This window comes from Vibrio sp. R12-SG2-ISO1, from assembly GCF_059834045.1.
The window spans coordinates 118,877-143,588 of the sequence record NZ_JCBDGO010000008.1; the positions used below are offsets into that span (position 1 = coordinate 118,877).

Genomic DNA, 24,712 nt, shown 5'->3' on the forward strand with positions numbered 1-24,712 from the left:
TAGCCGATTAGCTCAGCTTAAACATGGCCACTTTCGAGGTGAGCGCTTCCGCATTGGCTTTCACCTGATACGCCTCTTTCGAGCTGGTATCCGCACCTGCCACTAACTGATCCGCCACGTTCTTGATGGAGGTGATATTTTGCGTAATCTCACTCGTCACATGCGTTTGCTCTTCTGCCGCTGTGGCGATTTGCGTCGCCATATCACTGATGAGTGCACCCGCGGTTTTGATTTCTTCCAACGCACTCGCAGCGCGATCCGCGTCTTGTACCGAGTGAGCGGCGAGCGCTGCGCTGCTCTTCATAATCGAAACCGCTTTATTCGTTGTACCTTGCAGTACATCGATGGTGTGTTTGATCTCTTCAGTCGAGGAGTGTGTGCGTTGAGACAACACACGTACTTCATCGGCAACAACGGCAAACCCGCGACCTTGTTCACCTGCACGCGCCGCTTCAATCGCCGCGTTCAACGCAAGTAAGTTGGTCTGCTCAGCGATGCCCTGAATGGTTTGCAACACAGTGGAAATCTCTTGTGCGTGTCTATCCAATTCACTGACAACCAATCCTGCACTATCGAGCTCCGCCGCCAGTTTGTTGATTGAACCTTTGGTATCCGCCACCAGCGCATAACCGTTATCGGTACTTTGCGTCGATTCATGAGCTGCCTGAGCGGTTTGCTCTGCATGAGACGCAATTTCATGGGTCGCACTGGCGAGCTGGGTGACCGCAGTGGCCACCATGGTGATCTCTTGCTGTTGCAGGTGAATGTCTTTCACTGCATCTTGACCACGTAACGCACTCTGCTCTGATTGATCTTTGAGCTGGTGTGACTGTTCACGGATGTGGCCAATAAGCGACTGCAAGCTACCAACAAAGGTATTAAAGTTATGTGCTAAGCGACCCACCTCGTCTTGTGACTCAACCTTGATACGCTGGGTGAGGTCACCACTCCCGTTCGCAATTTGCTCGAGTGCGTTTGAAACATTATTAAGAGGGCGGAATAAGATGTTGCACAACCAGTTAAACAACGCAATACAGACAATCACGACCACTAAGGTCACCAATAGCTGCCCCCAGACTGCGCTAGTCAGTGGCGCAACAAGGGAATCATAATTGAGCACGACTACCGTCGACAACTCAGTGCCTTGAATATTGCGCGCAAACAAGACCGATTCTTGACCGTTGATGACTTGTATCGAGACTTGGCTACGTTGCGCTGCTTGCTTAACCGCATCGATATTAAGGCCTAGCTGAGAAATAGGTTTATTGAGCAGTTTGGTATCGGCGTGGACAAAGACGTTGCCTTGCGCGTTGGCAATAAACATGTAGCCTTCACCCGGCAAAATGACATGCTCCATACTGGTGAGGATATCGGTGATTTCAACATCCGCGCCCAACACCACTTGTTCGCCATGCAGCGTCAACGCTTTACCTAGCGACACCACGTTAGCGCCCGTTGCCGCAGCGACGGTAGGATTATCCATAAACACTTTCGATGGCTGCTTTACTGCGTTCTGGTACCAGCCCCATTTGCGCGGGTCATTGTTACCCGGCGGCAGTACCACCCCATTGGCGTTGTCTTGCGAGCCATCGGCGTAGGCGAGAAAAACGTTGTCAAACGCCGCTGAGTCACGCAACTGCTTGAGATGGGTCACAATGGCGCCCTTCTCCGACTCTTGAGATAAAGACGTCAGGGCTCGCCCCTTCGACCCTATCCAGTCTGTCACGTACTGATTGTAAGATGAGACGGTACTCTCTAGGCGCTGCTCAACCTCAAAATCCAACCGTTCCAATGAGGAACGAAAAGAGATCGCTTCCACCAAGAGCCCCCCGACTACAATGGCAACACTCGCTGAAATCGCGAGTTTATTTTTTAACGAAATTTTATTGAACATATAGCAGTTACTTTCATTCTAATGTGATTGCGATGGGATCATCGCAATCATTATATTTTGTGCATAGAAATAAATCATGACGCACGTCGAAAGCCTTGAAAAAAGTGTTTTGTTTGTGGAAGCGAGCGCACTCTTTTTTGTTTTAATTTGCCGTCTTCATCACAAGGGTGACACTCAAGAGCGGCTAACGCTCTGTTTAGATGGTGAGTTTTACCACCGCTTTTCCTAATGCATTCTTCTCATAGATAGGTCGTAAATATTATTGATTCACGCCTTGATTATTTCACTACTTTGGACTTGTCGGAAAAGAGCGCGGCTGAATCTGCCCAAAATCACAATTTGCAATTAAACACATATTTTTTAAGCAGAATTCCAAATACGGGCTAGTCTTATAGGAAGAGAGGAAACGCTTTTCAATGCGGGTTTAATGTCATTTTGACAGGTTCAGAGGGGATTTCATTATGAGTATTTTCGACCATTTCCAAGCACGCTACGAAGCCTCCAAGGATGAGGAGTTATCACTGCAAGAATTCCTTAGCCTGTGTAAGGACGACAAAAGTGCTTACGCAAACGCGGCTGAACGTCTATTGATGGCCATTGGTGAGCCACAAGTAATCGATACAGCGAAAGACCCCCGTCTCAGCCGTATCTTCTCCAACCGGATGATTTCTCGTTACGAAACATTCAAAGATTTTTACGGTATGGAGGAAGCCATCGAGCAAATCGTCTCCTACCTTAAGCATGCGGCGCAAGGTCTAGAAGAGCGCAAACAAATTCTTTACCTACTCGGCCCTGTGGGCGGTGGTAAATCGTCACTCGCGGAAAAACTTAAAGCCTTGATGCAACAGATGCCCATTTACGTGCTCTCTGCCAACGGTGTCCGTAGCCCAGTCAACGACCATCCATTCTGTCTGTTTGACGTCAATGAAGATGGTGAGCTTCTGAAAAAAGAGTATGGCATCGAAAACCGCTACCTACGCTCCATCATGTCGCCTTGGGCAGCCAAGCGCCTACATGAATTCGGCGGTGACATCTCCAAATTTAAAGTTGTGAAAGTGCGCCCATCCATTTTGGACCAACGTGCGATTGCCAAAACTGAGCCCGGCGATGAAAACAACCAAGACATTTCATCACTGGTCGGTAAAGTCGATATTCGTCAGTTAGAACACTTCTCCCAAGACGATCCCGATGCATATAGCTATTCCGGTGCCTTGTGTCGTGCAAACCAAGGCTTAATGGAATTCGTTGAGATGTTTAAAGCGCCAATCAAAGTGCTTCACCCGCTGCTTACCGCAACGCAAGAAGGCAACTATAACGGTACTGAGGGGCTCTCTGCGCTGCCGTTTGATGGCATGATTCTCGCTCACTCCAACGAATCCGAGTGGCAGACCTTCCGCAATAACAAAAACAATGAGGCGTTCCTAGACCGTGTGTACATTGTCAAAGTCCCTTACTGTCTGCGCGTGTCTGAAGAAGTGAAAATTTACCAGAAACTGCTTGATCACTCCGAGCTTGCCAAAGCGCCGTGCTCACCCAGCACGCTCGAATTGCTGTCACAGTTCAGTATTCTATCTCGCCTCAAAGAGCCAGAGAACTCGTCTATTTTCTCAAAAATGCGCGTCTACGACGGGGAAACCCTTAAAGACACCGATCCGAAAGCAAAAAGCTATCAGGAATACCGTGACTTCGCCGGTGTTGATGAGGGGATGTCTGGTCTCTCGACCCGTTTTGCGTTCAAGATCCTCTCGCGCGTGTTCAACTTCGACAGCGCGGAAGTCGCTGCGAACCCTGTTCACCTCTTCTATGTGATTGAGCAGCAAATTGAGCGTGAGCAGTTCCCTCAAGAGACCGCTGAGCGATACCTTGAGTTCTTGAAAGGTTACTTAGTACCACGCTACGTCGAGTTTATCGGCAAAGAGATCCAGACCGCCTATCTCGAGTCTTACTCGGAGTACGGTCAAAACATCTTTGATCGCTACGTGACCTATGCTGATTTCTGGATTCAAGACCAAGAGTACCGCGACCCTGAAACCGGCCAATTGTTTGACCGCTCAGCGCTCAATAACGAACTGGAGAAAATTGAGAAGACGGCAGGTATTAGCAATCCGAAAGACTTCCGTAATGAGATCGTGAACTTCGTGCTCCGCGCTCGCGCCAACAACGAAGGTAAAAATCCGGTCTGGACAAGCTATGAGAAACTTCGCACCGTTATCGAGAAGAAAATGTTCTCTAACACCGAAGAGTTGCTCCCGGTCATTTCGTTTAACGCTAAAACCTCTTCTGAAGATCAGAAGAAACACGACGACTTTGTCGCTCGTATGATGGAAAAAGGCTATACCGAACGCCAAGTTCGTTTGCTTTCTGAGTGGTATCTACGCGTACGTAAATCGTCTTAAACACATCGCCCCTTGCTTATTCAATCCAAGGGGCGTATTGACGACGTTAACGCAATTGAGGGGGAACTCATGGCGCAATTTATTGACCGACGACTGAACGGTAAGAATAAAAGCGCGGTAAACCGCCAGCGCTTTATTCGCCGTCATAAAGAGCAGATCAAAGAGTCCGTAGCAGATGCCGTGAATCGACGTTCTATTACGAATACGGACTCTGGTGAAGACGTCTCTATTCCACACAAAGACATCAGCGAACCTGTTTTTCATCAAGGTAAAGGGGGATTGAAAGAACGCGTTCACCCAGGTAACGATCAATTTATCACCGGCGATAAAATCGAGCGCCCGAAAGGGGGGGGTCAAGGCGGTGGTTCAGGAGAAGGTGAAGCCAGTCCCGACGGCGAAGGCCAAGACGATTTTGTGTTTCAAATCTCCAAAGATGAGTATCTTGATATTCTGTTTGAGGATTTGGAACTACCAAACCTTGAAAAAAACCAAATCAACAAAATCACCGAATGGAAAACCCATCGCGCAGGCTACCAAACCGCTGGTGTTCCCGCCAACATCGCGATTGTGAAATCTTTGCAGCAATCCCTTGCTCGCCGCACAGCCATGACCGCGGGCAAACGTCGCATGCTAAGAGAGCTCGAAGCGGCGCTCGATGAAGTCAAGATGAGTGAGCCTGCCCAACTGCTTGAAGAGAAGCGCCTGCAGGACGAAATCGCGGCACTGCGTAAAAAAATCGACACCGTGCCCTTTATCGATACCTTTGATCTTCGCTTCAAAAATTACGAACGACGCCCGATTCCATCTAGCCAAGCGGTGATGTTCTGTTTGATGGATGTGTCAGGCTCTATGGACCAAGCCACCAAAGACATTGCCAAACGCTTTTATGTGCTGCTCTACCTGTTCTTGACTCGCACCTATGAAAACGTCGAAGTGGTCTTTATCCGTCACCACACCCAAGCCAAAGAAGTGGATGAACACGAGTTTTTCTATTCGCAAGAGACCGGCGGCACCATCGTGTCTAGTGCGTTGAAACTGATGGACGAGATCATCAAAGACAGATTTCCAACCGCTGAATGGAACATTTATGCCGCGCAAGCATCGGATGGCGATAACTGGGCAGACGACTCACCTCGCTGTCGAGAATTGCTCACCAAACAGTTATTACCTGAGTGTCAGTACTATTCGTACATTGAAATAACTCGCCGTTCACACCAAACGCTTTGGCACGAATATGAGAAGCTGGAAAACAGCTTTGACAACTTTGCGATGAAGAACATTCGCAGCGTCGAAGATATCTTCCCGGTGTTTAGAGAGTTGTTTCGCAAAGAGCATGCATAGGGAGGCGCTATGACGACGAAAACAAAAAAGTCTGCCAAATCAAACGCAAATAGACTGCCCGATGGTCCTGATTGGACATTCGATCTCATTGAACGTTATCACATGGAGATCAAACGCGTCGCCGAGCATTATCGACTCGACACCTACCCCAATCAGATTGAAGTGATCACCTCCGAGCAGATGATGGACGCCTATTCGAGTATTGGTATGCCCATCAATTACAACCACTGGTCGTTTGGTAAAAAGTTCATTCAAACCGAGCAAGGCTATAAACACGGTCAAATGGGGCTGGCGTACGAAATCGTGATCAACTCTGACCCATGTATCGCCTACCTGATGGAGGAAAATACCGTTACCATGCAAGCCCTAGTGATGGCGCACGCCTGCTACGGACACAACTCCTTTTTTAAAGGCAACTATCTGTTCCAAACTTGGACCGATGCCAGTTCAATCATTGACTATTTGCTGTTTGCGAAAAACTACATTGCCGAATGCGAACAAAAGTATGGCGTCAAAGAAGTCGAAGAGTTGCTCGACTCGTGCCACGCCTTGATGAATTTTGGCGTAGATCGTTACAAGCGTCCGGAAAAGATCTCGATTGCCGAAGAAAAAATGCGCCAAGAGGAGCGTGAAGCGTATCTGCAATCTCAAGTCAATGACCTGTGGCGCACAGTACCCAAAAACAAGGTGGAGCAAGAGAAAAGCAAACTGCTCTTCCCGTCGGAGCCACAAGAGAACATTCTCTATTTCATTGAAAAGCACGCCCCGCTGCTAGAGCCATGGCAACGTGAGATCGTCCGCATCGTGCGTAAAATTAGCCAATACTTCTACCCGCAAAAGCAAACCCAAGTGATGAACGAAGGCTGGGCAACCTTCTGGCACTACACCATTCTCAACCACATGTACGATGAAGGTTTGGTCAGCGAACGCTTTATCTTAGAGTTTCTTCATAGCCACACCAGTGTGGTGGCTCAGCCGCCCTATAACAGCCCCTATTTTAGTGGTATCAATCCCTACGCACTCGGCTTTGCGATGTTTAGGGATATACGTCGCATTTGTGAAGAGCCTACGGATGAGGACAAAGAGTGGTTCCCAGAGTTAGCGGGCAGCGATTGGCTAGAAGCGGTGCACTTTGCGATGCACAACTTTAAAGACGAAAGTTTCATCAGCCAGTACCTATCACCGAAAGTGATCCGCGACTTTAAGCTGTTCTCCATCACCGATGACGATAGAAAAAACTTTATTGAAGTCACCGCGATTCACAACGACATTGGCTACCGTGCCATTCGTGAAAAGCTCGCGGCGCAATACAACTTGAGCAACCTTGAACCCAACATCCAAGTGTATAACGTTGACGTACGTGGGGACCGCTCATTAACCCTGCAATACGTGCCTCATGACCGTATTCCACTCGATGAGAGCTACGAGGAAGTGCTCAAACATGTCTACCGTCTATGGGGATTCGATGTGGTACTTGAAGAGGTGAAGGAGACTGGGCGACGTGAGATTCTCGGCACCTGCCCTAAGCGCAACGACTACGACACGAAAATCTAAACGCTGTGCGCTGACATCCTGTTACGTATAAAAGCAACCCGCCACGCATAAAAACAAAAGGCCCAGAAACCTGTCCGTTTCTGGGCCTTTATATTCTATGACTTTAGGGGTTTGCGCACTTAAGCACTAAAATGACGTCTGACGACATCAAGATCGTGTGGTGTATCCACTCCAGCGGCCGGCGCTTCTTTGGCAACATCGACATGGATTTTTTCTCCATACCAGAGCACACGAAGCTGCTCTAAGCACTCAATACGCTCTAGTGGCGTAGGCTGCCAATTGACATAGGTATTGATGAATCCCGCACGATAGGCATAAATACCGATATGACGCAGTAGAGGCTGTTTGGCATCGGCATTACCGCTAGCAAAGTGGTCACGATCCCAAGGAATCGTCGCCCGGCTAAAGTAAAGGGCAAAACCTTGCTGGTCTACCACCACTTTCACCGCATTGGGATTGAACACTTCCTCTTCATCACGGATCTCTACCGCCAACGTGGCCATTGGCGCGTTGCAACGGGCAAGGTTATCGGCCACTTGAGAAATGATCGATGGCGGTATCAAAGGCTCATCACCTTGAACATTGACGATAATGTGATCGTCAGCAATGCCCATCTGTTCAACCACTTCCGCTAAGCGCTCGGTGCCTGATTCGTGCTTGTCTGACGTCATGCACACTTCACCACCAAAGGCTCGCACGGCTTGCTCAACCCGTTCATCATCGGTCGCAACGATCACTCGCTCGGCACCCGCTTGAATGGCTTGCTCGTAAACGCGTTGCACCATTGGCTTACCAGCGATATCGGCAAGAGGCTTACCCGGTAAGCGGCTCGATTGATAGCGCGCAGGTATAACGACAGTAAAAGCCATTAGCGCCCCTCATCCATGCTCATTTGGCGAGCTTCAGGTTCGAGCAAGACAGGGATGCCCTCTTTAATTGGGTAAGCAAGTCGATCCAATTTACAAATCAGCTCTTGTTTATCTTTGTCGAATGTCAGCTTTCCCTTGCACACTGGGCAAGCAACGATTTCAAGAAGACGATGGTCCATACTGCTCTTTCACCTCTTTAATTTTATTGATGATGTACGCGGCATCCTGTGGCTCAAATTTGGCAGACACGGGCAAATACCACCAGTTGTCCTGCGCAAATTGCGTACATTTTACGGCATCTTTTTCTGTCATGATCAAAACGTCGCCTTTTGCAGCCAACGCGATTAATTCATCGGCGGAGAAATCTTTGTGATCGGCAAAGCCTTGGCTCATGGTCACTTGCGCACCGAGCTGGGCTAAGGTATTGAAAAATCTTGGTGGATGACCAATTCCGGCCATCGCGATTAAGCGCCCAAGCTCGCCGACTGCGCGACGCTCTCCGGTTGTTAGGTTGACGGCAAGGTCTGGCACCAATTGCATCGATGCTTCACCCGGGTGAGCATTGCCCCCGTTGGTAATGATGGCATCAACACTTTGCAATCGAGCGGTCGATTCGCGCAGCGGCCCTAACGGCAACAGTTGTTCGTTACCAAAACGGCGAGCACCATCCACAACCACCAACTCTATGTCTCTTTGCAAGGCGTAATGCTGTAACCCATCGTCGGTAATGATGATATCCACGCCTTGTGGTAATAAGGCTTGTACTGCCTCAGACCGTACCGGTGACACGGCAACCGGCGCTCCGGTGCGCTGATAAATAAGCTTAGGTTCATCACCACAATGCTGAGTTAGCGTTGAAGCGTCCACCATCAACGGATAAGACGGCGCTTTCGCGCCGTAGCCCCGTGACACCACACCCGGCGTGTAACCGAGCGCTTGTAAGGTCTCAACCAGCCAGATCACGACCGGTGTTTTGCCATTGCCACCGGCGGTGATATTACCCACCACCACTACAGGCACTGGCGCTCGATAGCTCTGTTTAACGCCAGACTCGAACTGCTGACGTCGGCGCTGACTGATAAACGCAAACAAACGACTTAGCGGCCATAGAAGCGGCCAGGCTAACCAACGAAGGGGGTGTTGACCAAACCAAATCTGCTCAATCACCGATTAGGCACCAAATTGAATACGGTGAAGCTGCGCATACGCACCGTCTTGGGACAACAGCTCAGCGTGTGAGCCACGCTCAACAATTTCACCCTCATCAACAACCAGGATTTCATCCGCATTTTCAATGGTCGACAGTCGGTGCGCAATCACCAACACCGTTTTGTTTTTCTGCAGTTCATCGAGTGCGGACTGGATTGCCTTCTCAGACTCAGTATCTAGCGCCGATGTGGCCTCATCCAAGATCAGTACAGGGGCATCACGCAGTAACGCTCGCGCAATCGCGATACGTTGACGTTGACCGCCTGACAAGCTCGTTCCGTTTTCACCAATCACAGTATCTAATCCGTCATCCATGCCTTCAATGAAATCCATCGCGTACGCCAAACGCGCGGCTTCTTCGATTTGCTCGCGGCTGTATTTGTCTTTCGCCGCATAAGCAATGTTGTTGGCAATGGTGTCATTGAACAAGTGCACATTTTGCGACACAAGGGCAAAGTGACTGCGCAGATTGCTTAGGCTGTAATCGCGGATGTCGTGTTCATCAAGCAAGATGGTACCTGAATCAACGTCGTAAAAACGGGTAAAGAGATTGGCAATGGTACTTTTGCCTGAACCCGAGCGACCCACCAGCGCCACCGTCTTACCCTGCGGGATAGAAAAGCTCACTTGGCTGAGTGCCGGTTTCTCTTTGCCACCGTAGGTGAAGGTGACGTCTTTCACTTCAATATCACCACGGACTTTGTCCATGCTGTATTGACCGGTATCTTTCTCAGTCTCAAGATCCATCAGGCCAAACAAGGTTTGGCTTGCCGCCATACCGCGCTGAAACTCTGAGGTGACGTTAGTGAGAGATTTCAGAGGGCGCATCAAGCCAAACATGGCAGAGAAGATGACCGTAAAGGTGCCCGGCGTCAGGTCTGCACGAATCGAATCGACGCTGGCCAAAAACAGCACCACCACCAATGCCATCGACGCGATCACTTGAATCACCGGGTTGGCGATCGCTTGAGCAGCGACAAGCTTCATCGTCTGTTGGCGCATGCGATTACTCACTTCGTCAAAACGCTTGGTTTCCACATCCTGACCGCCGTAACTCAATACGACTTTGTGGCCTTTCAGCATCTGCTCCGCCGAAGAGGTAACGTTGCCCATCGCATCTTGCATATTTTTTGAAATACGGCGAAAACGTTTGGAGACCACGCCAATCCCCCATGCCACAACGGGAGCGACGACAAACAAGACTAAAGATAACTGCCAACTGTTCCAAAACATTAGGACAAGTAAGCCAATAATACTCGCGCCTTCACGCACGATACTGACTAACGCACGGCTGGTTGCACCTGCCACCTGCTCGGAGTCATAGGTAATACGAGACAGTAAACCACCGGTCGACTCTTTATCAAAAAACGACACCGGCATATGCATAAACTGAGCAAAGATACGGCGACGCATCAACATCACAACATTGCCCGATACCCAACTCAAACAGTAGGTTGAGACGAATCCACTCAAGCCCCTAAGCACCATCATCCCCAAAATGATAAACGGTAGCGTGCGCAAAAAGTTGGAGTCTGCATCACCAAACCCTTCATCGAGCAAAGGCTTGAGCAAGGAGATCATGTAGGTGTCCGCAAAGGCGTTAATGACAAGCGCAATGATCGCGACCACGAGACCCGCTTTGTACAGGCGAATGTATGTCCACAATCGTTTAAATGTGGTCCAGGTGGTTTCATCTTGGTGTTGTGACATAGAAAGGCTTTATTTTTCTTACAATATTGCGGTCATTCTACTCCGTTACGCAGCATCTGCCTATACCATGCCCGGCCTTTGACCTCTCGAATCCCACGGACAAACCACTCGTTTGGATAAAATTTCACCGTCAACTGGCCAAAGGTACCGGTATCACGCCAATCAATACCACGAATTTGATAGCGCTCCACCACCAATGGGTGTGGCAGTGTCCAGCGCCCTCGATACGCTGACGACGCTAAAGCCAACCTCGGTGAAACGGCGTCGATAAACGCTGGCAAAGACGAGGTCCGGCTGCCATGATGAGGCACTAAGAGGATGTCGGCCTTCAGATGTTGCGGCTCTCGGAGCAATAGCCATTCAGCAATGGCATCAATGTCTCCGGTCAGTAATACCGACGCCTCTGGCGAGCTCACTCGAACAACACAAGAGTGCGGATTGAACGCTCGAGAGACCTTTGTTGGCGGCCATAAGACCTCAAGCGTCAAACGCTGCCACTGTAGGGCTTGACCTTGACGACAGGGCACATCGCCTACGCCATGTTGACTGCTGATGAGTGTCGGTTGCCACTCTGCCACTAATGGCTGCCAACCGCCGGCATGATCCCAGTCCATATGGCTGAGAATAAGATAGTCAACACGACGAATCCCCCGCTTGTACAGCAGTGGCGTGATGATCTGCTCCGTATAGCTCGAGTCTTGCCAAGCGCTGCCCGTGTCATAAACCAGCGCGCTATCGCCTTGTCGAATCACAACAGCGAGACCGTGCCCGACATCGAGCATCCACATTTCCCATAAGGGCTTGGGATCAAATTCTATCCGCCCCATCGCCGTCACAGCAAAAATCAGCAACAACACCCGCTTGCGCACCCAGACAGAAGCCAGCGCTAGCAGAGCGCTCACTCCGAACAGCATTGCCCAATCATCTGCGACCCACCACCACGAGTCCCAATGACCCAAAGCATCCGACACCCATTGTAACGCCCCATTGATTAACGGCCAAAGTAACGAAAAGTCGAATAGCAACTGGGCCAGCAACGCGATCAGAGTGAGAGGAATGATAATGAACGAAAACAGCGGCACACAGACCAGATTAGTGAGAAACGCGATGCGACTGACGCCATCGAAAAACAGTATCGTCAGCGGTGTCATGAAAAGCAGAAAGAAAACCTGTAAGCGCAGCATACTGCTAAGCGCGCCGGTTTGTGCGTAGCGGCTGGAAACAAACACGAAGATGATCGCCACCGCCAGAATCGACATCCAAAAGCTGAGAGACAAAGGCGCGAAAGGGTCAAAGAGTAACAAGATCGCAGTCACCAAACACCACTTGAGTCGCAGCGGCCAATAGCGCTTGACCAGCAGCAACCCCACGGTCAACAAGCACGCCAGTAACGCGCGCTGAGTGGGTAGCGTTAAACCTGCAAGCCAAGCATAGCAAGTGGCGACGATAAGCCCCAAAATGAGCGGTGCCACGTTTGCCCGAGGCCATAGCATGAACACACCCCACCCCAACCACCACCCTAGTCCAAACGCGATGCCGATATGCAGACCAGAAATGGCAATCAGATGCCCAAGTCCACTGCGCGCCAACTGAGCAGAATGCACCGTACTTAAATGATGCCGAGCGCCAAAGGTTAACGCTTCAATCAAGCCGCGCTGCGAGTATGGCGCTATGGCACGCTCGAGAAGAAGATAGTAATGCGCACGAAGAGTGGGCAGGCTGCGCACGATAAAATGCGCCTTCGAAGGCGCTACCGCGGTGGCTAACCATCGGCGTGACAACGCCTGCTTTTCAGCATCGAATCCCACCTCATTGAGTAAGCCGACGACAGGCTCTAAGCGCACTTTAACGTCGATTTCATCGCCCGGCAGCAGAGCAATTGGCGATATAAACTGAACTTTCAGTGACATCAAACTGCGCAATGTTTGGCCATTGATTGATCTAACTACAATTTCGCCTCTAAAGCCGTGACTTATTTGTTTAAAAAAGCTGTCAGCTTTCGCGTTTATGGTAATATCTGGCCCTGCACGGAAGAGCGTTTCTATTTGCTGGTGAATTAAGTGACCATGAAGCATCACTAACAACAGACCGGCATTGATTCCCCACCCGATTCGAAGCACACGAATCCAAATAGAGACCACGAGGAGGCCGACATTAAGGCCACCCCAAATCCAATCTGGCATAGCTGGCCAAATTGCGGCGCTCATGACGGTCGCCGAAAAAGAAGCAAGAGTCCAACAACTGATTAGATAGTGAGCCATAGTCCCCTATGCCAAGAAAATTCATCAAACGCTTTATGCCTGACCATGAGTTAATCAAGCGTCAAAAGGCACTAAAGGTTTTTGGCAACGTGTTGTACAACCCGAATTTGTGGTGTTTGAATCGCCGTTCAGCGGCAGGTGCTTTCGCCGTGGGATTGTTTATGGCTTTTGTCCCACTGCCTAGTCAGATGATCATGTCTGCTGGGTTAGCGATTGCTTGCGGCGTTAACCTGCCACTCTCCGTTGCGCTTGTCTGGATCAGCAACCCAATCACCATGCCGGTGATGTTTTACTTCGCTTACAAAGTGGGCACTTGGGTCATGCATACCCCACCGCAGCGCTTTCACTTTGAACTCTCTTGGGAGTTCATCTTGCAACAGATGAGCACCATTGGCCCACCATTCCTGCTCGGCTGCTTGATCTGCGGGATTGTCTCCGCCATGTTGGGCTATTTTGGCATCAAAGCGCTGTGGCGCTACTCGGTTGTCCGTAGTTGGCAAAAACGAAAGTTCAGAATACCGAGAATGCTGAAAAAATAGCAGATAGAGACCAACGCCTACCCACCCTATTCACACATTTTGATGCAAGGCGTGTTGAATCAAGATGAAAAAAGGACCCGCGGGTCCTTTTTCTGTTCTCACTGTTCGCTGTGCACGACAAACGCAACACCATCGCTACTTCGCACTGAGAACGCTCGCAGGGTGCAGTTTGACCGCCCGAGAAGCGGGATACCAAGTGGCGAGCAAGCTTAGGGTAATAGCGGTCAAAGAGACCAAAGCCACATCAAAGCCATGAAGTTCAGAGGGAAGGAAATCGACAAAGTAAATGTCGCCAGAAAGAAATTGGTGCCCCGTCAGTGACTCCAGCCCCTGGATCAGAGAGGTCAAATTCCACGCCACGAGTACGCCAAAAATACTGCCAATCACACTGCCAAGCACGCCTGAGAAGACACCTTGCCAGACAAAGATCCGACGAACCAATCCATCGGTGGCTCCCATGGTACGTAAAATCGCGATCTCGGCTGCGCGATCTTTAACGGCCATCATCAGGGTCGAGACGATATTAAAGCTCGCCACACCAATCACCAGCACCATCACCAAATACATAATGGTGCGCACCAATTGAATATCTCGGTACAAAAAGCCGTATTTTTGCTGCCAACTGCGCAAGTAAACATACACATCTAGCGTATTTCCCACTTCACGCACAATCGCCGTTGCGTCTAGGACATCGCTCACTTTGAGCGCTACCCCAGTCACGGCATTATCTAAACGGCCATATTCCTGCGCATCCTGAAGCGGAACTAAAATCAGACTGTGGTCAATTTGACCATTCAGTTGCAGCATCCCTGTGATACTCACTCGTACTCGACGTGGGGTCTGTACCTGTCGACTCGCACCGCCCGTAGGAATCATCAGTGTGATGGCATCACCCGTCTTTGCGCCAAGCGCATCCGCCACACCTTGACCAATAATGGCTTGCTGTTGCCCAGGTTTAAACTCTGCCCAGACTTGCGGGTCAATAAATTCCGCCAAACTGGAAATCCGCGCTTCCGCTTCGGGATCGATGCCTCGCACCTCGAGAGCTTTTAATGCACTGCCGTTTTCCGCCAGCGCTGTCATTTTGACAAACGGCGCAGCCGCTTCCACTTTCGGGTGTCGTTGAGCGCGTTCAATCACCTTTGGCCACTCGTTGAGTGGGCCGCGCACGCCTTCGAACTCGCCGTGAGAAATCACCGACAAGACGCGATTTTTTAGCTCGCGTTCAAAACCATTCATTGCAGACAAACCAATGATGATCACCGCAACGCCAACGGCAATACCAATGGTCGAGGAGATGGAAATAAACGACACCATTTTGTTGCGCTGTTTTGCGCGACTGAATCGACCACCGATAAACAGTGACAAAGAAGACAACACTTACGACTCCTTAATATCGATCAGCAGACCATCTTGCATATGCAGTTGACGATCCATTTTTGCCGCCAGCTCACCATCGTGGGTCACGACCAGAAAAGCGGTGCCCGATTCACGATTGAGCTCGCGCATTAAATCGTAAATCGCCAGCGCCGTTTTATGGTCAAGGTTACCCGTCGGTTCATCCGCCAAGACCAAATCGGGGCTATTGACCAAGGCGCGCGCAATCGCCACCCGCTGGCGTTCACCACCGGATAACTCCGATGGACGATGGTCAATGCGATGGGTCAAACCCACTTTGTCCAGCAACGCGGCCGCTTTCTGTTTGGCTTCTGACACGGGCATGCCGCCAATCAGCAGTGGCATAGCGACATTTTCTAATGCGCTGAAATCGGCCAAAAGATGATGAAATTGGTAAACAAACCCTAAATGCTGGTTGCGTAATTTCGCTTGCTTGTTAGAGCTCAGCTCAGCGAGCGGCTGATCCAAAAATGTCACATGGCCTTCGCTAGCATCATCGAGCGCGCCCAAAATGTGCAGCAAAGTACTTTTCCCCGAGCCCGATGTGCCAATGATTGACACCAATTCACCGCGCTCAATATCGAAGCTGACCCCGTTTAACACCTGCGTACTTAACTCGCCCTCTTGGTAAGTTTTACACACATGTTCACAACGTAAGAGATTACTCATATCTTAATGCCTCAGCAGGTTTGACCGAGGATGCTCGGTAAGAAGGATACAAGGTCGCCGTTAGGCTAAGCGCAATCGCAAGCAGAACCACTAAGAGAATTTGCGGCCAGGAGATAACGATCGGCAGCTCGCCGCCGACCGCAAATAACGCGATACCCGCTGCATCAAGCAACGCATTTAAATTCGTCGCCAGCAGCACACCAAGGCCACCACCAATGAATGCGCCAATGATGCCGCTGCTTGCACCTTGCACCATGAAAACAGCCAAAATGTGATGATTTTGCATGCCTTGCGTTTTTAAGATGGCCACTTCCGACTGTTTTTCCATCACCACCATGATAAGGGCGGAAATAATGTTAAATGCTGCTACACCAACGATTAGGCCCAGCATCAGCCCCATCATGTTTTTTTCCATTCGTACCGCTTGGAACAGTTCCCCACGCTGATCACGCCAATCTTGCCACTGCCACGGCTCTGGCAGAGACTTTTGCCCAAGTTCACTGACGATAAATGGGTCATCGAAATAGAGTCGCCAGCCTGACATCTCATCACTTTTCATGCGCAGCAGTTTGGCGGCATCGTCAATGTGCACCATCATCAGTTGGCCATCGATATCTGATCCTGTGTTAAAGATCCCTGCCACCGTAAATAGACGCTGGCTAGGAATACGGCCAAGCGGCGTAAACTGACTGGCGCCAGTGACCATCAGACGCACTTTGTCACCCACCGAGACATCCAACCCTCGCGCCAAGGTTTGACCAATCAGGATGCGGTAAGTCCCGGTTTGCAGCTCCCCTGCCGAACCCGCATACAAATGCGTGGCAATCGAGCGGTCAAGATTCGGGTCGATGCCTACCATCAAGCCCGCACTCAAACTTTCTGCACTTTGAATCACCGCCTCACTCTGAACGATCGGCGTCGGCGTAGAAGACGTAGAAAGCGCACGAACAAACTCAGGCGGAGTATCAGAACGAACAGTATGACCATCACTATTCGAGACGATGGCTTGCGGCAGAACACCAAGGATGCGACTTTTAAGCTGCGACTCAAAACCGTTCATCACCGACAACACCGTCACCAGCGACATCACGCCAATAGTGATGCCCGCGGTCGACATATAAGAGACGAAGCGACTGAACCGGTCACCCGATCGTCCACGTAAATAACGAAGCCCAATAAAGGTCGAGACTGGATGAAACATAAAACCAACCATCAATGTTTGATGGCGTTTACTCTACCCATTAATCTACGTGGGTTGTAGTGTTTAATTGCAAAATGGCGGTGAAAATGTGGAATAAACAAAGGCATACCTTGATAAACGCTCTGGTATGACGATAATCAGAAAAAACTCGCAAGGAAAACGCATGTCAGAACAAGAATATTTCACCGTCAATCACGCGCTCGCCATCAATGTCGAGGCTCTAGAGGCAGGTGCTGACTTTCCTTGCTTTGACCAGTTTGAGCGCGAAATTCCCGCCCCCTTTTTAGTGGCGAGTGAATTTAGCCATCTGGATTTACTCAACGATCACGCGCGCAGTGAGCTAAAAAACAGCGATTTCAAACATGTCATTGAACTGCTCGACACGCAGAACTCAAAGCTCAACCTACTGTTGACCTTTATGCTCTCTCAGCAAGATGAGCAAGCCCTGCGTTTTCACACCAGCGCATTTGGTGCCAGCCAGTTGACCTATCAAGCCCAAACCGCGCTTGCGCTCAACAGCAAGTTACGCCTGAAACTCTTTTTAGATAGCCCAGCGGCGGCCATCTACTGCTATGGGCACGTCACTCAATGCGAGGCAGACAATGATGGCTACCTCATTACGGTCAAATACGACTTATTGCGTGATAGCGACCAAGACCTGCTGATTAAAGCCGCCTTGTTGCAGCAACAAAAGCTGCTGCGCCAACGCTCCATCAATCGAGAAAAATAACGACTGCTATGCCACAACTATCTTTATTGAACTTAGCATCAGCACAAGGTGCTGGGGACAAGAAACGGATTGGTAACCTCAAGGGCGCCAGCTTACCACTTGCGATTGCTGAGTTGGCGAATCAACACTCAGGCCATACACTGTTAGCCGTGCCTGATCCACAAACGGCGCTGAGACTGCTGCAAGAAATCGAGCAGTTTACTCGCGAGTCGGTCGCCCTCTTCCCCGATTGGGAAACCTTGCCTTACGACAGCTTCTCGCCCCATCAAGAAATCATCTCGGACCGCATAGCGCACCTGTATCAAATGCCAACGCTGAACGCGGGCATCACCATAGTGCCGGTGAACACCTTGCTGCAGCGCCAATCGCCGCGTGAGTTTTTGCTTGCCCACACCTTGATGGTCAAAACTGGAGACTTGTACTCACTCGACAAGCTGCGCCTGCAACTCGAGAAGTCCGGCTATCGCCACGTTGAGCAAGTGTTTGGCCCCGGCGAATACGCCAGTCGTGGTTCGATTTTAGACCTCTTCCCAATGGGCTCAAGCGATCCTTACCGAATTGATTTCTTTGATGATGAAATCGACACCATCCGCACCTTCGATCCAGAGAACCAACGCTCGATTGAAGAGCGCAAAGAGATCCGCCTGCTACCAGCACATGAGTTCCCCACTACCGAAGCCGCGATTGAAGATTTTCGCATCCGATGGCGTCAGCGCTTTGAAGCGCGCCGCGAGCCCGAGTCTGTCTACATGCAAGTCTCTAAAGGTACTTGGCCAGCGGGGATAGAGTATTGGCAGCCACTCTTTTTCGATCACACCGAAACCCTGTTTGACTACCTACCAGAGGGTAGCCAACTGTTGACGGTGGGCAATATTGAGCAAGCCATCGATACCTTCTTAACCGATGTCGACTACCGCTATGATCAGCGCAAAGTCGATCCTTTGCGCCCGTTATTGCCACCACAAGAGTTGTGGCTGAAAAAAGACGAACTGTTTAGCCAATTTAAGCCCCTTGCCCAAGTCGAGCTTTCTGTCGAGCCCATCACCGCCAAGCAAGGCCGAGCCAATGTTGACATTGAACCTTTACCCGATCTCTTTGTGCAGCATCAGCACAAAGAACCTTTAGCCGCATTGAGGCATTTCGTCGAACACTATCGCGGTAAGATTGTCTTTTCGGTGGAGTCAGAAGGTCGCCGCGAGGCACTGCTTGAGTTATTGCAACGTATCAAGTTGCGCCCTGAACTTAAGCACAGTTTTTCCGACGCGCTAGAGAGTAAGGACAAACACACCTTAGTCATCGGCGCCTCTGAACATGGCTTTTTGTTTGGCGATGAGCAAGTCGCTCTCGTCTGTGAAAGCGACTTATTGGGCGATCGCGTCATACAGCGCCGCCGCAAAGATCGCAAAGCCACCAACAGCGATGCGGTCATTCGCAACCTAGCCGAATTGAAAGAGGGTCAACCTGTGGTACACATCGACCACGGGATCGGCCGCTACATCGGTCTGCAAACCCTTGAAGCAGGTGGGATGGTCACTGAATACGTGACGCTTGAGTACCAAAACGAAGCCAAACTTTACGTCCCTGTTGCCTCGCTTAACCTTATCAGCCGCTACTCTGGCGGTGCCGAGGATGGGGCGCCTCTGCATAAACTCGGTGGCGATGCTTGGAGCAAAGCACGGCGTAAAGCCGCAGAGAAAGTGCGTGATGTTGCCGCCGAATTGCTGGATGTTTATGCCAAGCGCGAGCTCAAACCCGGGCATAAATTTGCCCTTGACCGTGAACAATATGCAACGTTTAAAGCGGGCTTCCCATTTGAGGAAACCGACGATCAAGCGATGGCGATTAACGCGGTACTGTCTGACATGTGCCAAGCCAAAGCGATGGATCGTTTGGTCTGTGGTGACGTTGGCTTTGGTAAAACCGAAGTCGCCATGCGTGCGGCGTTTGTTGCCACGGACAACGCCAAGCAAGTTGCGGTGCTCGTACCCACCACCCTACTGGCGCAGCAGCATTTTGAAAACTTCCGTGACCGCTTTGCCAACCTGCCGATTCGCGTTGAAGTGCTGTCGCGCTTTAAAACCGCCAAAGAGCAAAAGCAAGTGCTACAAGATGTCAAAGATGGCAAAGTGGACATTGTGGTCGGCACGCACAAATTGCTCTCAAATGATATTGTCTTCAACGATTTAGGCCTATTGATTGTCGATGAAGAGCACCGCTTTGGTGTGCGTCAAAAAGAGAAAATGAAAGCGATGCGTGCGGATGTCGACATCCTAACGCTGACCGCAACGCCTATCCCTCGAACTTTGAACATGGCGATGAGTGGCATGCGCGATCTGTCAATCATTGCCACGCCACCCGCTAGACGCTTAGCCATTAAAACCTTCGTCCGTCAAAGCGACGATGCGACGATTCGAGAGGCTGTGCTGCGTGAAATCATGCGTGGTGGTCAGGTGTACTTCTTGCACAACCAAGTCGAGACCATCGACAAAGTGGCGGCGGATCTTGAAAAGCTCATCCCAGAAGCGCGTATTACTACAGCACACGGTCAAATGCGTGAGCGCGAGCTTGAGCGCATCATGAATGACTTCTACCATCAGCGCTTCAACGTCTTAGTCTGTACCACCATCATTGAAACTGGTATCGACGTGCCGACAGCCAACACCATCATCATGGACCGCGCGGACAACCTAGGTCTTGCGCAGTTGCACCAATTACGCGGCCGCGTCGGACGTTCGCATCACCAAGCGTACGCCTACTTGCTGACCCCTCATCCAAAAGCCATGACCAAGGACGCCGTCAAACGTCTTGAAGCCATCGCCTCGCTGGAGGATTTGGGCGCAGGCTTCACCCTTGCCACCCATGACTTAGAGATCCGCGGTGCAGGTGAATTGCTGGGTGATGAGCAAAGTGGCCAAATTCAATCGGTTGGCTTTACTCTCTACATGGAAATGCTCGAACAAGCGGTCGAGGCACTCAAGGAGGGCAAAGAGCCTTCGTTGGATGATCTACTGCGCGAGCAAACCGAAGTGGAAATGCGTCTACCCGCCTTGCTGCCGGATGACTACTTGCCTGACGTTAATACGCGCCTGTCGATGTACAAACAGATCGCCAGCGTCAGCAGTCAAGATGAATTGGATGAGCTAAAAGTCGAGCTAATAGATCGTTTTGGTCCACTGCCCGATGCCACCAAAAACCTGCTTTCGGTAGCCGCGTTAAAAATTGAAGCAGCGCAGCTCAAAGTGAAGAAGATCGAAGCGCATGAAAAAGGCGGTTTTATCGAGTTCTATCCGGATGCTGACATTAACCCCATCTATCTGGTTAAACTACTGCAATCACAACCGCAAAAATTCGCAATGGATGGCCCAACCAAATTCAAGTTTACGCTACCATTAGTCGACAGACGCAAGCGAATTCAGTTTGTTAGTGATATGCTAGGCGAATTCAAGCAAAATCGACTGCCCTAAGCATTCGGCATCAGGGCTTGAATTAAGAAACAGCAATGCGCGCCGCTTGCGGACTATGAACAATTTTGAGGTACACGCTACCTCTTCAATGGAGTTGGAATGAAAAAGCTGATTACCCTGCTGCTTTTTTTCGTCGCGATGCCTTCTTGGGCCGAGCGTCAATTTGATATTGAAGTGATCATCTTTAAACGTGCCGTCAACCCAGAAATGACTGCGGAATCTTGGCCGAATAACCCGCCAGAGATCAGTCTTGAGCGCGCGGGCAAATTTTCTGATGCCAGTTTCAGAGCCAGTAAGCAGGTCACTTTACTGCCTTACTCACAGTATGAACTTGGTGAGCAAGTGCAAAAGCTGAAACGTCACGCGGGCTTTGATGTGCTGATGCACACCGCTTGGCGTCAAGGCGACCAAGGCCGTTTCGGTGCGCCGGTGTTTCATATTCAAGCAGGAAAAGATTATTCCAATCAGTTTAATGTTGATGGTTCACCTGCGGGCAGTAATGCTACCTCCAGTGTCATTGATGGGGTAACCGAAGAGAGTATTCCAGCGCCGCTGTTTGAACTCGACGGTACGTTTCAAGTGTATGTTGAGCATTACCTTTACGCCGATGTCGAGCTGGATTTAAAAGCGCCAAGCGTACGTGAAGTGGTTCTCGATGCACCGATCCGAGCCAACGTTGGCACACAAGACGCCACACAAGATAGTATGCAAGATAATGCTGTGGTCCAAGCGGGCTTGATGGAAGACATCACGCCAACCGTCGAAACCCAGTCTTTCTTGAAGTCTTACCGTTTCGACCAAAAGCGCCGCATGCGCAGTACCGAAACACACTACTTAGATCACCCTCTCATGGGCGTGATTATCCAAGTTCGCCGCGTCGCGCAGTAATCTTGTCAGCCCTCCTCGTGAGGGCTGTTGTTTATGTCACCCGATTACCAAATCATCACCCCGAACCTGCGACTTGGCTTGATTGATGCTGAGCATGCTGAGATTTTTCAGCGTCTGATTGTGCACTCTGCAAGCCTGCACCAATGGATTGACTGGTGCCACCCCGAGTTCTCCCTTGAGGACGCAGAAGCTTTCTTGTTGCAAACTCGACTCAACTGGGTGAAATCTCAAGCCTACGGTTTTGGCGTATTCCAACGCGCAACCGGCGCTTTGGTGGGCATGGTCGCCATCAATGAGCTCTACCACACCTTCAACATGGCGAGTATCGGTTATTGGATAGCCGATGAGTTCCAAGGCAAGGGCACCGGCCAAGAAGCGCTCAATGCGCTGGTGGAGTTCTGCTTCGCCCAACTCAAACTGACCCGTGTCGAAATCGTCTGCGACCCAGACAACCTCCCCAGTCAACACCTCGCCATTAAATGCGGCGCAACACTGGAAGCTCGGGCGAAGAATCGCTTTGTCTTTCAAGGCCAGCCTAAAGAGGGGTTGGTGTTTTCAATGATTCCAGATTGAGTTTAACCTCACCATAAAAGCAGTTAATTACTGATTAGCCAATAACTTACGCCAAATTCGTGTTAGGCGTCAGACTCTTTGTCCTAGGTTGAGCCATAAACTGTGGCATGATTATTTCCTTTATCTATGAAAGGAAATCTAAGAATGGAATCGATATTTTCGTTTAAATCTATGCTCACTCCAAAGCTAGTCACCGGACTTTACTGGTTGCTGCTTCTCATTGCGATCATCTCTGGCATTGGAACCATGTTTAGTGGATACGGCGGTGTGACGTTTCAAACCTTTATGCTGGGATTGCTAACGATGATTGGCGGTGCGATTGGGGCTCGTATTTGGTGTGAATTGATGATTGTTATCTTCAAGATCAACGAAAATTTGCAGGCACTAAAAGAGGCAAAAGAAAAATCAAACGTCTAACACTGATTCGTTGAGTTCAAAACCGTATAAGAGAAGAGCGCCAATCGGCGCTCTTCTTGTTTTGATCAATGAAGCTTAAGGTTGGGTCTCAACACGCGGTTGATGCCGCCCATGAGGATGATGAGCGCGGTTTTGAACATCCCGTGTAGTGCCATTTGGTGTAGGCGGTAGAGCGAAATGTAAACTACGCGAGCGATACGGCCTTCCACCATCATTGAGCCTTTGGTGAGGTTGCCCATTAGGCTACCAACGGTCGAGAAGCGGCTGAGAGAGACCAGTGAACCTTTGTCTTTGTAGACATAAGGCTTGAGTTCTCGGCCGTTCATCTTCGCTACAATATTGGAAAACGCGCAGCTTGCCATTTGGTGTGCAGCCTGGGCACGAGGTGGCACAAACGAGCCGTCTTCTTGCGTGCATTGCGCGAGATCGCCAATCACGAAAATGTCATCGTCACGCGTCGTTTGCAAGGTGCTTTTCACCACCAATTGGTTGATGCGGTTAGTCTCTAAGCCTGCAATGTCTTTAATGAAATCTGGCGCTTTGATGCCCGCAGCCCAAACCATGATTTGCGCTGGGATTTTGTCGCCCTCTTTGGTCACTAGGCCATCTTTTTCCGCTTTGGTCACCATAGTCGCGGTGCGCACGTTGACGCCAAGCTTGGTCAACTCTTGATGGGCAGCACTTGAAATGCGTGGCGGCAGAGCTGGAAGAATACGCTCACCCGCTTCAACAAGGTTGACGTTGAGCTTGCTTGAGTCCAAGTCACCAAAACCATAAGTGCGCAACTCTTTCACTGCATTGTGCAGCTCCGCAGAAAGTTCAACACCGGTTGCACCCGCGCCTACGATCGCGATATCCACGGTGCCTTGACCATTTTTCGCGTGCAGCTTTAAGAATTCATTGTTCATTTCGGTGCGGAAACGGTGCGCTTGCTCTGGGCTATCGAGGAAGATGCAGTTGTCACGCACGCCCGGCGTGTTGAAGTCATTGGAGGTAGAACCAATGGCCATCACCAGAAGATCGTACTCAAGCTCACGCGTTGGCATCAGCAGTTCGCCATGCTCATCTTTCAGCTCGTGCAGTGTGATCACTTTACGCTCACGGTCAATGTGTTTGAGCGCACCCATTTGGAAATCAAAGTGGTGATTTTTGGCGTGCGCACGGTAGCTTAGCGCGTCCACACCTTCATCCAGTGAACCTGTCGCAACTTCATGCAGCAAGGGTTTCCACAAGTGGCTTGCCTTACGGTCAACCAAGGTGACTTGCGCACGGCCTTTACGGCCCAATGTACGACCCAGTTTGGTAGCAAGCTCCAGGCCGCCTGCACCACCGCCTACAACGATAATTCGTGTCACAATAACGTTCCTCTAAATATAAATAATCATGATTCGAGCCGATTACTCAGCTCGAGAAAATTCTCTTTTGCCATGCGGTTACTCACCCTAACCGGTGCGTGATTCGCACTCTGGCATGACGTTTTCGGATATGAGGCTTGTTATTGGCGTTCAATAGCGGGCATTTTTGCCGCTCAACTCGTTTTTTTGGGGCAAGTTTTTTACTTGCTCTCAATTTTTTTTGATATTTATCAAAAAATTTATA

General features: G+C 50.3%; 19 protein-coding genes. 9 read left to right on the forward strand and 10 right to left on the reverse strand.

What is annotated here, in order from left to right:
- Positions 1-7: 7 nt before the first annotated feature.
- Positions 8-1,894, reverse strand: a complete 1,887-nt coding sequence (locus AC6R10_RS05975; RefSeq protein ID WP_500671761.1) for a methyl-accepting chemotaxis protein — start codon at positions 1,892-1,894, stop codon at positions 8-10.
- Between the two features lie 461 nt (positions 1,895-2,355).
- Here AC6R10_RS05975 and AC6R10_RS05980 point away from each other — a divergent pair, with 461 nt between their 5' ends.
- The 3 genes from AC6R10_RS05980 (at position 2,356) to AC6R10_RS05990 (ending at position 7,185) form a co-directional block, all read left to right on the forward strand.
- A complete protein-coding gene (locus AC6R10_RS05980; RefSeq protein ID WP_334552492.1) occupies positions 2,356-4,290 on the forward strand; it encodes a PrkA family serine protein kinase in 1,935 nt (644 codons plus the stop codon).
- Positions 4,291-4,359: 69 nt separating this feature from the next.
- Complete coding sequence (locus tag AC6R10_RS05985) at positions 4,360-5,631, forward strand: YeaH/YhbH family protein (RefSeq protein WP_487901151.1); 1,272 nt, start codon at positions 4,360-4,362, stop codon at positions 5,629-5,631.
- Between the two features lie 9 nt (positions 5,632-5,640).
- Positions 5,641-7,185: a SpoVR family protein gene (locus AC6R10_RS05990; protein ID WP_334552494.1), complete on the forward strand. Its 1,545-nt coding sequence runs from the start codon at positions 5,641-5,643 to the stop codon at positions 7,183-7,185.
- 119 nt (positions 7,186-7,304) lie between these two features.
- Here the strand turns inward: AC6R10_RS05990 and kdsB are convergent, their stop codons facing one another.
- From kdsB to AC6R10_RS06015, 5 genes are read right to left on the reverse strand one after another with little or no spacing between them, the layout of a single operon-like run.
- A complete protein-coding gene (gene kdsB / locus AC6R10_RS05995) occupies positions 7,305-8,054 on the reverse strand; it encodes a 3-deoxy-manno-octulosonate cytidylyltransferase (RefSeq protein ID WP_500671762.1) in 750 nt (249 codons plus the stop codon).
- Positions 8,054-8,233: a Trm112 family protein gene (locus AC6R10_RS06000; protein ID WP_005474972.1), complete on the reverse strand. Its 180-nt coding sequence runs from the start codon at positions 8,231-8,233 to the stop codon at positions 8,054-8,056. Before AC6R10_RS06000 ends, kdsB begins: the two co-directional genes overlap by 1 nt.
- Positions 8,214-9,221 (reverse strand): tetraacyldisaccharide 4'-kinase, encoded by a 1,008-nt coding sequence (gene lpxK, locus AC6R10_RS06005; RefSeq protein ID WP_500671763.1) that lies wholly within the window; start codon positions 9,219-9,221, stop codon positions 8,214-8,216. Before lpxK ends, AC6R10_RS06000 begins: the two co-directional genes overlap by 20 nt.
- Positions 9,222-9,224: 3 nt before the next feature.
- On the reverse strand, positions 9,225-10,973 hold the full coding sequence (gene msbA, locus AC6R10_RS06010; protein WP_500671764.1) for a lipid A ABC transporter ATP-binding protein/permease MsbA: 1,749 nt from the start codon (positions 10,971-10,973) through the stop codon (positions 9,225-9,227).
- A gap of 32 nt (positions 10,974-11,005) precedes the next feature.
- A complete protein-coding gene (locus AC6R10_RS06015) occupies positions 11,006-13,180 on the reverse strand; it encodes a DNA internalization-related competence protein ComEC/Rec2 (RefSeq protein WP_500671765.1) in 2,175 nt (724 codons plus the stop codon).
- 62 nt (positions 13,181-13,242) lie between these two features.
- Between AC6R10_RS06015 and AC6R10_RS06020 the strand changes: the two genes are divergently transcribed.
- Entirely contained in the window at positions 13,243-13,773 is a 531-nt protein-coding gene (locus tag AC6R10_RS06020) for a DUF2062 domain-containing protein (RefSeq protein ID WP_334552499.1), read from the forward strand.
- Positions 13,774-13,908: 135 nt separating this feature from the next.
- Here the strand turns inward: AC6R10_RS06020 and lolE are convergent, their stop codons facing one another.
- From lolE to lolC, 3 genes are read right to left on the reverse strand one after another with little or no spacing between them, the layout of a single operon-like run.
- On the reverse strand, positions 13,909-15,153 hold the full coding sequence (gene lolE / locus AC6R10_RS06025) for a lipoprotein-releasing ABC transporter permease subunit LolE (RefSeq protein ID WP_500671766.1): 1,245 nt from the start codon (positions 15,151-15,153) through the stop codon (positions 13,909-13,911).
- A complete protein-coding gene (lolD, locus tag AC6R10_RS06030; protein ID WP_500671767.1) occupies positions 15,154-15,840 on the reverse strand; it encodes a lipoprotein-releasing ABC transporter ATP-binding protein LolD in 687 nt (228 codons plus the stop codon).
- Positions 15,833-17,041, reverse strand: a complete 1,209-nt coding sequence (lolC, locus tag AC6R10_RS06035; RefSeq protein WP_500671768.1) for a lipoprotein-releasing ABC transporter permease subunit LolC — start codon at positions 17,039-17,041, stop codon at positions 15,833-15,835. The genes lolD and lolC overlap by 8 nt, the downstream gene beginning before the upstream one ends.
- A gap of 163 nt (positions 17,042-17,204) precedes the next feature.
- On the opposite strand from lolC, the gene AC6R10_RS06040 reads away from it, so the two are divergent.
- From AC6R10_RS06040 to AC6R10_RS06060, 5 genes are all read left to right on the forward strand, one after another.
- Positions 17,205-17,771, forward strand: coding sequence for a PilZ domain-containing protein (locus AC6R10_RS06040; protein WP_500671769.1), 567 nt, complete (start codon positions 17,205-17,207; stop codon positions 17,769-17,771).
- Between the two features lie 8 nt (positions 17,772-17,779).
- The gene (gene mfd, locus AC6R10_RS06045) at positions 17,780-21,235 is read left to right on the forward strand and encodes a transcription-repair coupling factor (protein ID WP_500671770.1); all 3,456 of its coding nucleotides are present in this window, start codon (positions 17,780-17,782) and stop codon (positions 21,233-21,235) included.
- A gap of 99 nt (positions 21,236-21,334) precedes the next feature.
- Positions 21,335-22,123 carry a peptidoglycan binding protein CsiV gene (locus AC6R10_RS06050; protein ID WP_500671771.1) on the forward strand — a complete coding sequence of 263 codons (789 nt, stop codon included), beginning with the start codon at positions 21,335-21,337 and terminating at the stop codon, positions 22,121-22,123.
- Between the two features lie 33 nt (positions 22,124-22,156).
- Entirely contained in the window at positions 22,157-22,696 is a 540-nt protein-coding gene (locus AC6R10_RS06055; RefSeq protein WP_500671772.1) for a GNAT family N-acetyltransferase, read from the forward strand.
- Positions 22,697-22,840: 144 nt separating this feature from the next.
- A complete protein-coding gene (locus tag AC6R10_RS06060) occupies positions 22,841-23,113 on the forward strand; it encodes a DUF4282 domain-containing protein (protein ID WP_500671773.1) in 273 nt (90 codons plus the stop codon).
- A 65-nt stretch (positions 23,114-23,178) separates the two neighbouring features.
- Here AC6R10_RS06060 and AC6R10_RS06065 read toward each other — a convergent pair whose 3' ends face one another.
- Entirely contained in the window at positions 23,179-24,468 is a 1,290-nt protein-coding gene (locus AC6R10_RS06065) for an NAD(P)/FAD-dependent oxidoreductase (protein ID WP_500671774.1), read from the reverse strand.
- Positions 24,469-24,712 lie beyond the last annotated feature (244 nt).

What these genes read in the sequence shown, in the direction of transcription:
- AC6R10_RS06015 (WP_500671765.1), bottom strand. Translation starts at nt 13,180, where the DNA reads ATGAGCGCCGCAATTTGGCCAGCTATGCCAGATTGGATTTGGGGTGGC.
- AC6R10_RS06040 (WP_500671769.1), top strand. Translation starts at nt 17,205, where the DNA reads ATGTCAGAACAAGAATATTTCACCGTCAATCACGCGCTCGCCATCAAT.
- AC6R10_RS05985 (WP_487901151.1), top strand. Translation starts at nt 4,360, where the DNA reads ATGGCGCAATTTATTGACCGACGACTGAACGGTAAGAATAAAAGCGCG.
- AC6R10_RS06020 (WP_334552499.1), top strand. Translation starts at nt 13,243, where the DNA reads ATGCCAAGAAAATTCATCAAACGCTTTATGCCTGACCATGAGTTAATC.
- kdsB (WP_500671762.1), bottom strand. Translation starts at nt 8,054, where the DNA reads ATGGCTTTTACTGTCGTTATACCTGCGCGCTATCAATCGAGCCGCTTA.
- msbA (WP_500671764.1), bottom strand. Translation starts at nt 10,973, where the DNA reads ATGTCACAACACCAAGATGAAACCACCTGGACCACATTTAAACGATTG.
- AC6R10_RS06060 (WP_500671773.1), top strand. Translation starts at nt 22,841, where the DNA reads ATGGAATCGATATTTTCGTTTAAATCTATGCTCACTCCAAAGCTAGTC.
- lolD (WP_500671767.1), bottom strand. Translation starts at nt 15,840, where the DNA reads ATGAGTAATCTCTTACGTTGTGAACATGTGTGTAAAACTTACCAAGAG.
- AC6R10_RS05975 (WP_500671761.1), bottom strand. Translation starts at nt 1,894, where the DNA reads ATGTTCAATAAAATTTCGTTAAAAAATAAACTCGCGATTTCAGCGAGT.
- AC6R10_RS06050 (WP_500671771.1), top strand. Translation starts at nt 21,335, where the DNA reads ATGAAAAAGCTGATTACCCTGCTGCTTTTTTTCGTCGCGATGCCTTCT.
- lolC (WP_500671768.1), bottom strand. Translation starts at nt 17,041, where the DNA reads ATGTTTCATCCAGTCTCGACCTTTATTGGGCTTCGTTATTTACGTGGA.
- AC6R10_RS05980 (WP_334552492.1), top strand. Translation starts at nt 2,356, where the DNA reads ATGAGTATTTTCGACCATTTCCAAGCACGCTACGAAGCCTCCAAGGAT.
- AC6R10_RS05990 (WP_334552494.1), top strand. Translation starts at nt 5,641, where the DNA reads ATGACGACGAAAACAAAAAAGTCTGCCAAATCAAACGCAAATAGACTG.
- AC6R10_RS06000 (WP_005474972.1), bottom strand. Translation starts at nt 8,233, where the DNA reads ATGGACCATCGTCTTCTTGAAATCGTTGCTTGCCCAGTGTGCAAGGGA.
- AC6R10_RS06055 (WP_500671772.1), top strand. Translation starts at nt 22,157, where the DNA reads ATGTCACCCGATTACCAAATCATCACCCCGAACCTGCGACTTGGCTTG.
- mfd (WP_500671770.1), top strand. Translation starts at nt 17,780, where the DNA reads ATGCCACAACTATCTTTATTGAACTTAGCATCAGCACAAGGTGCTGGG.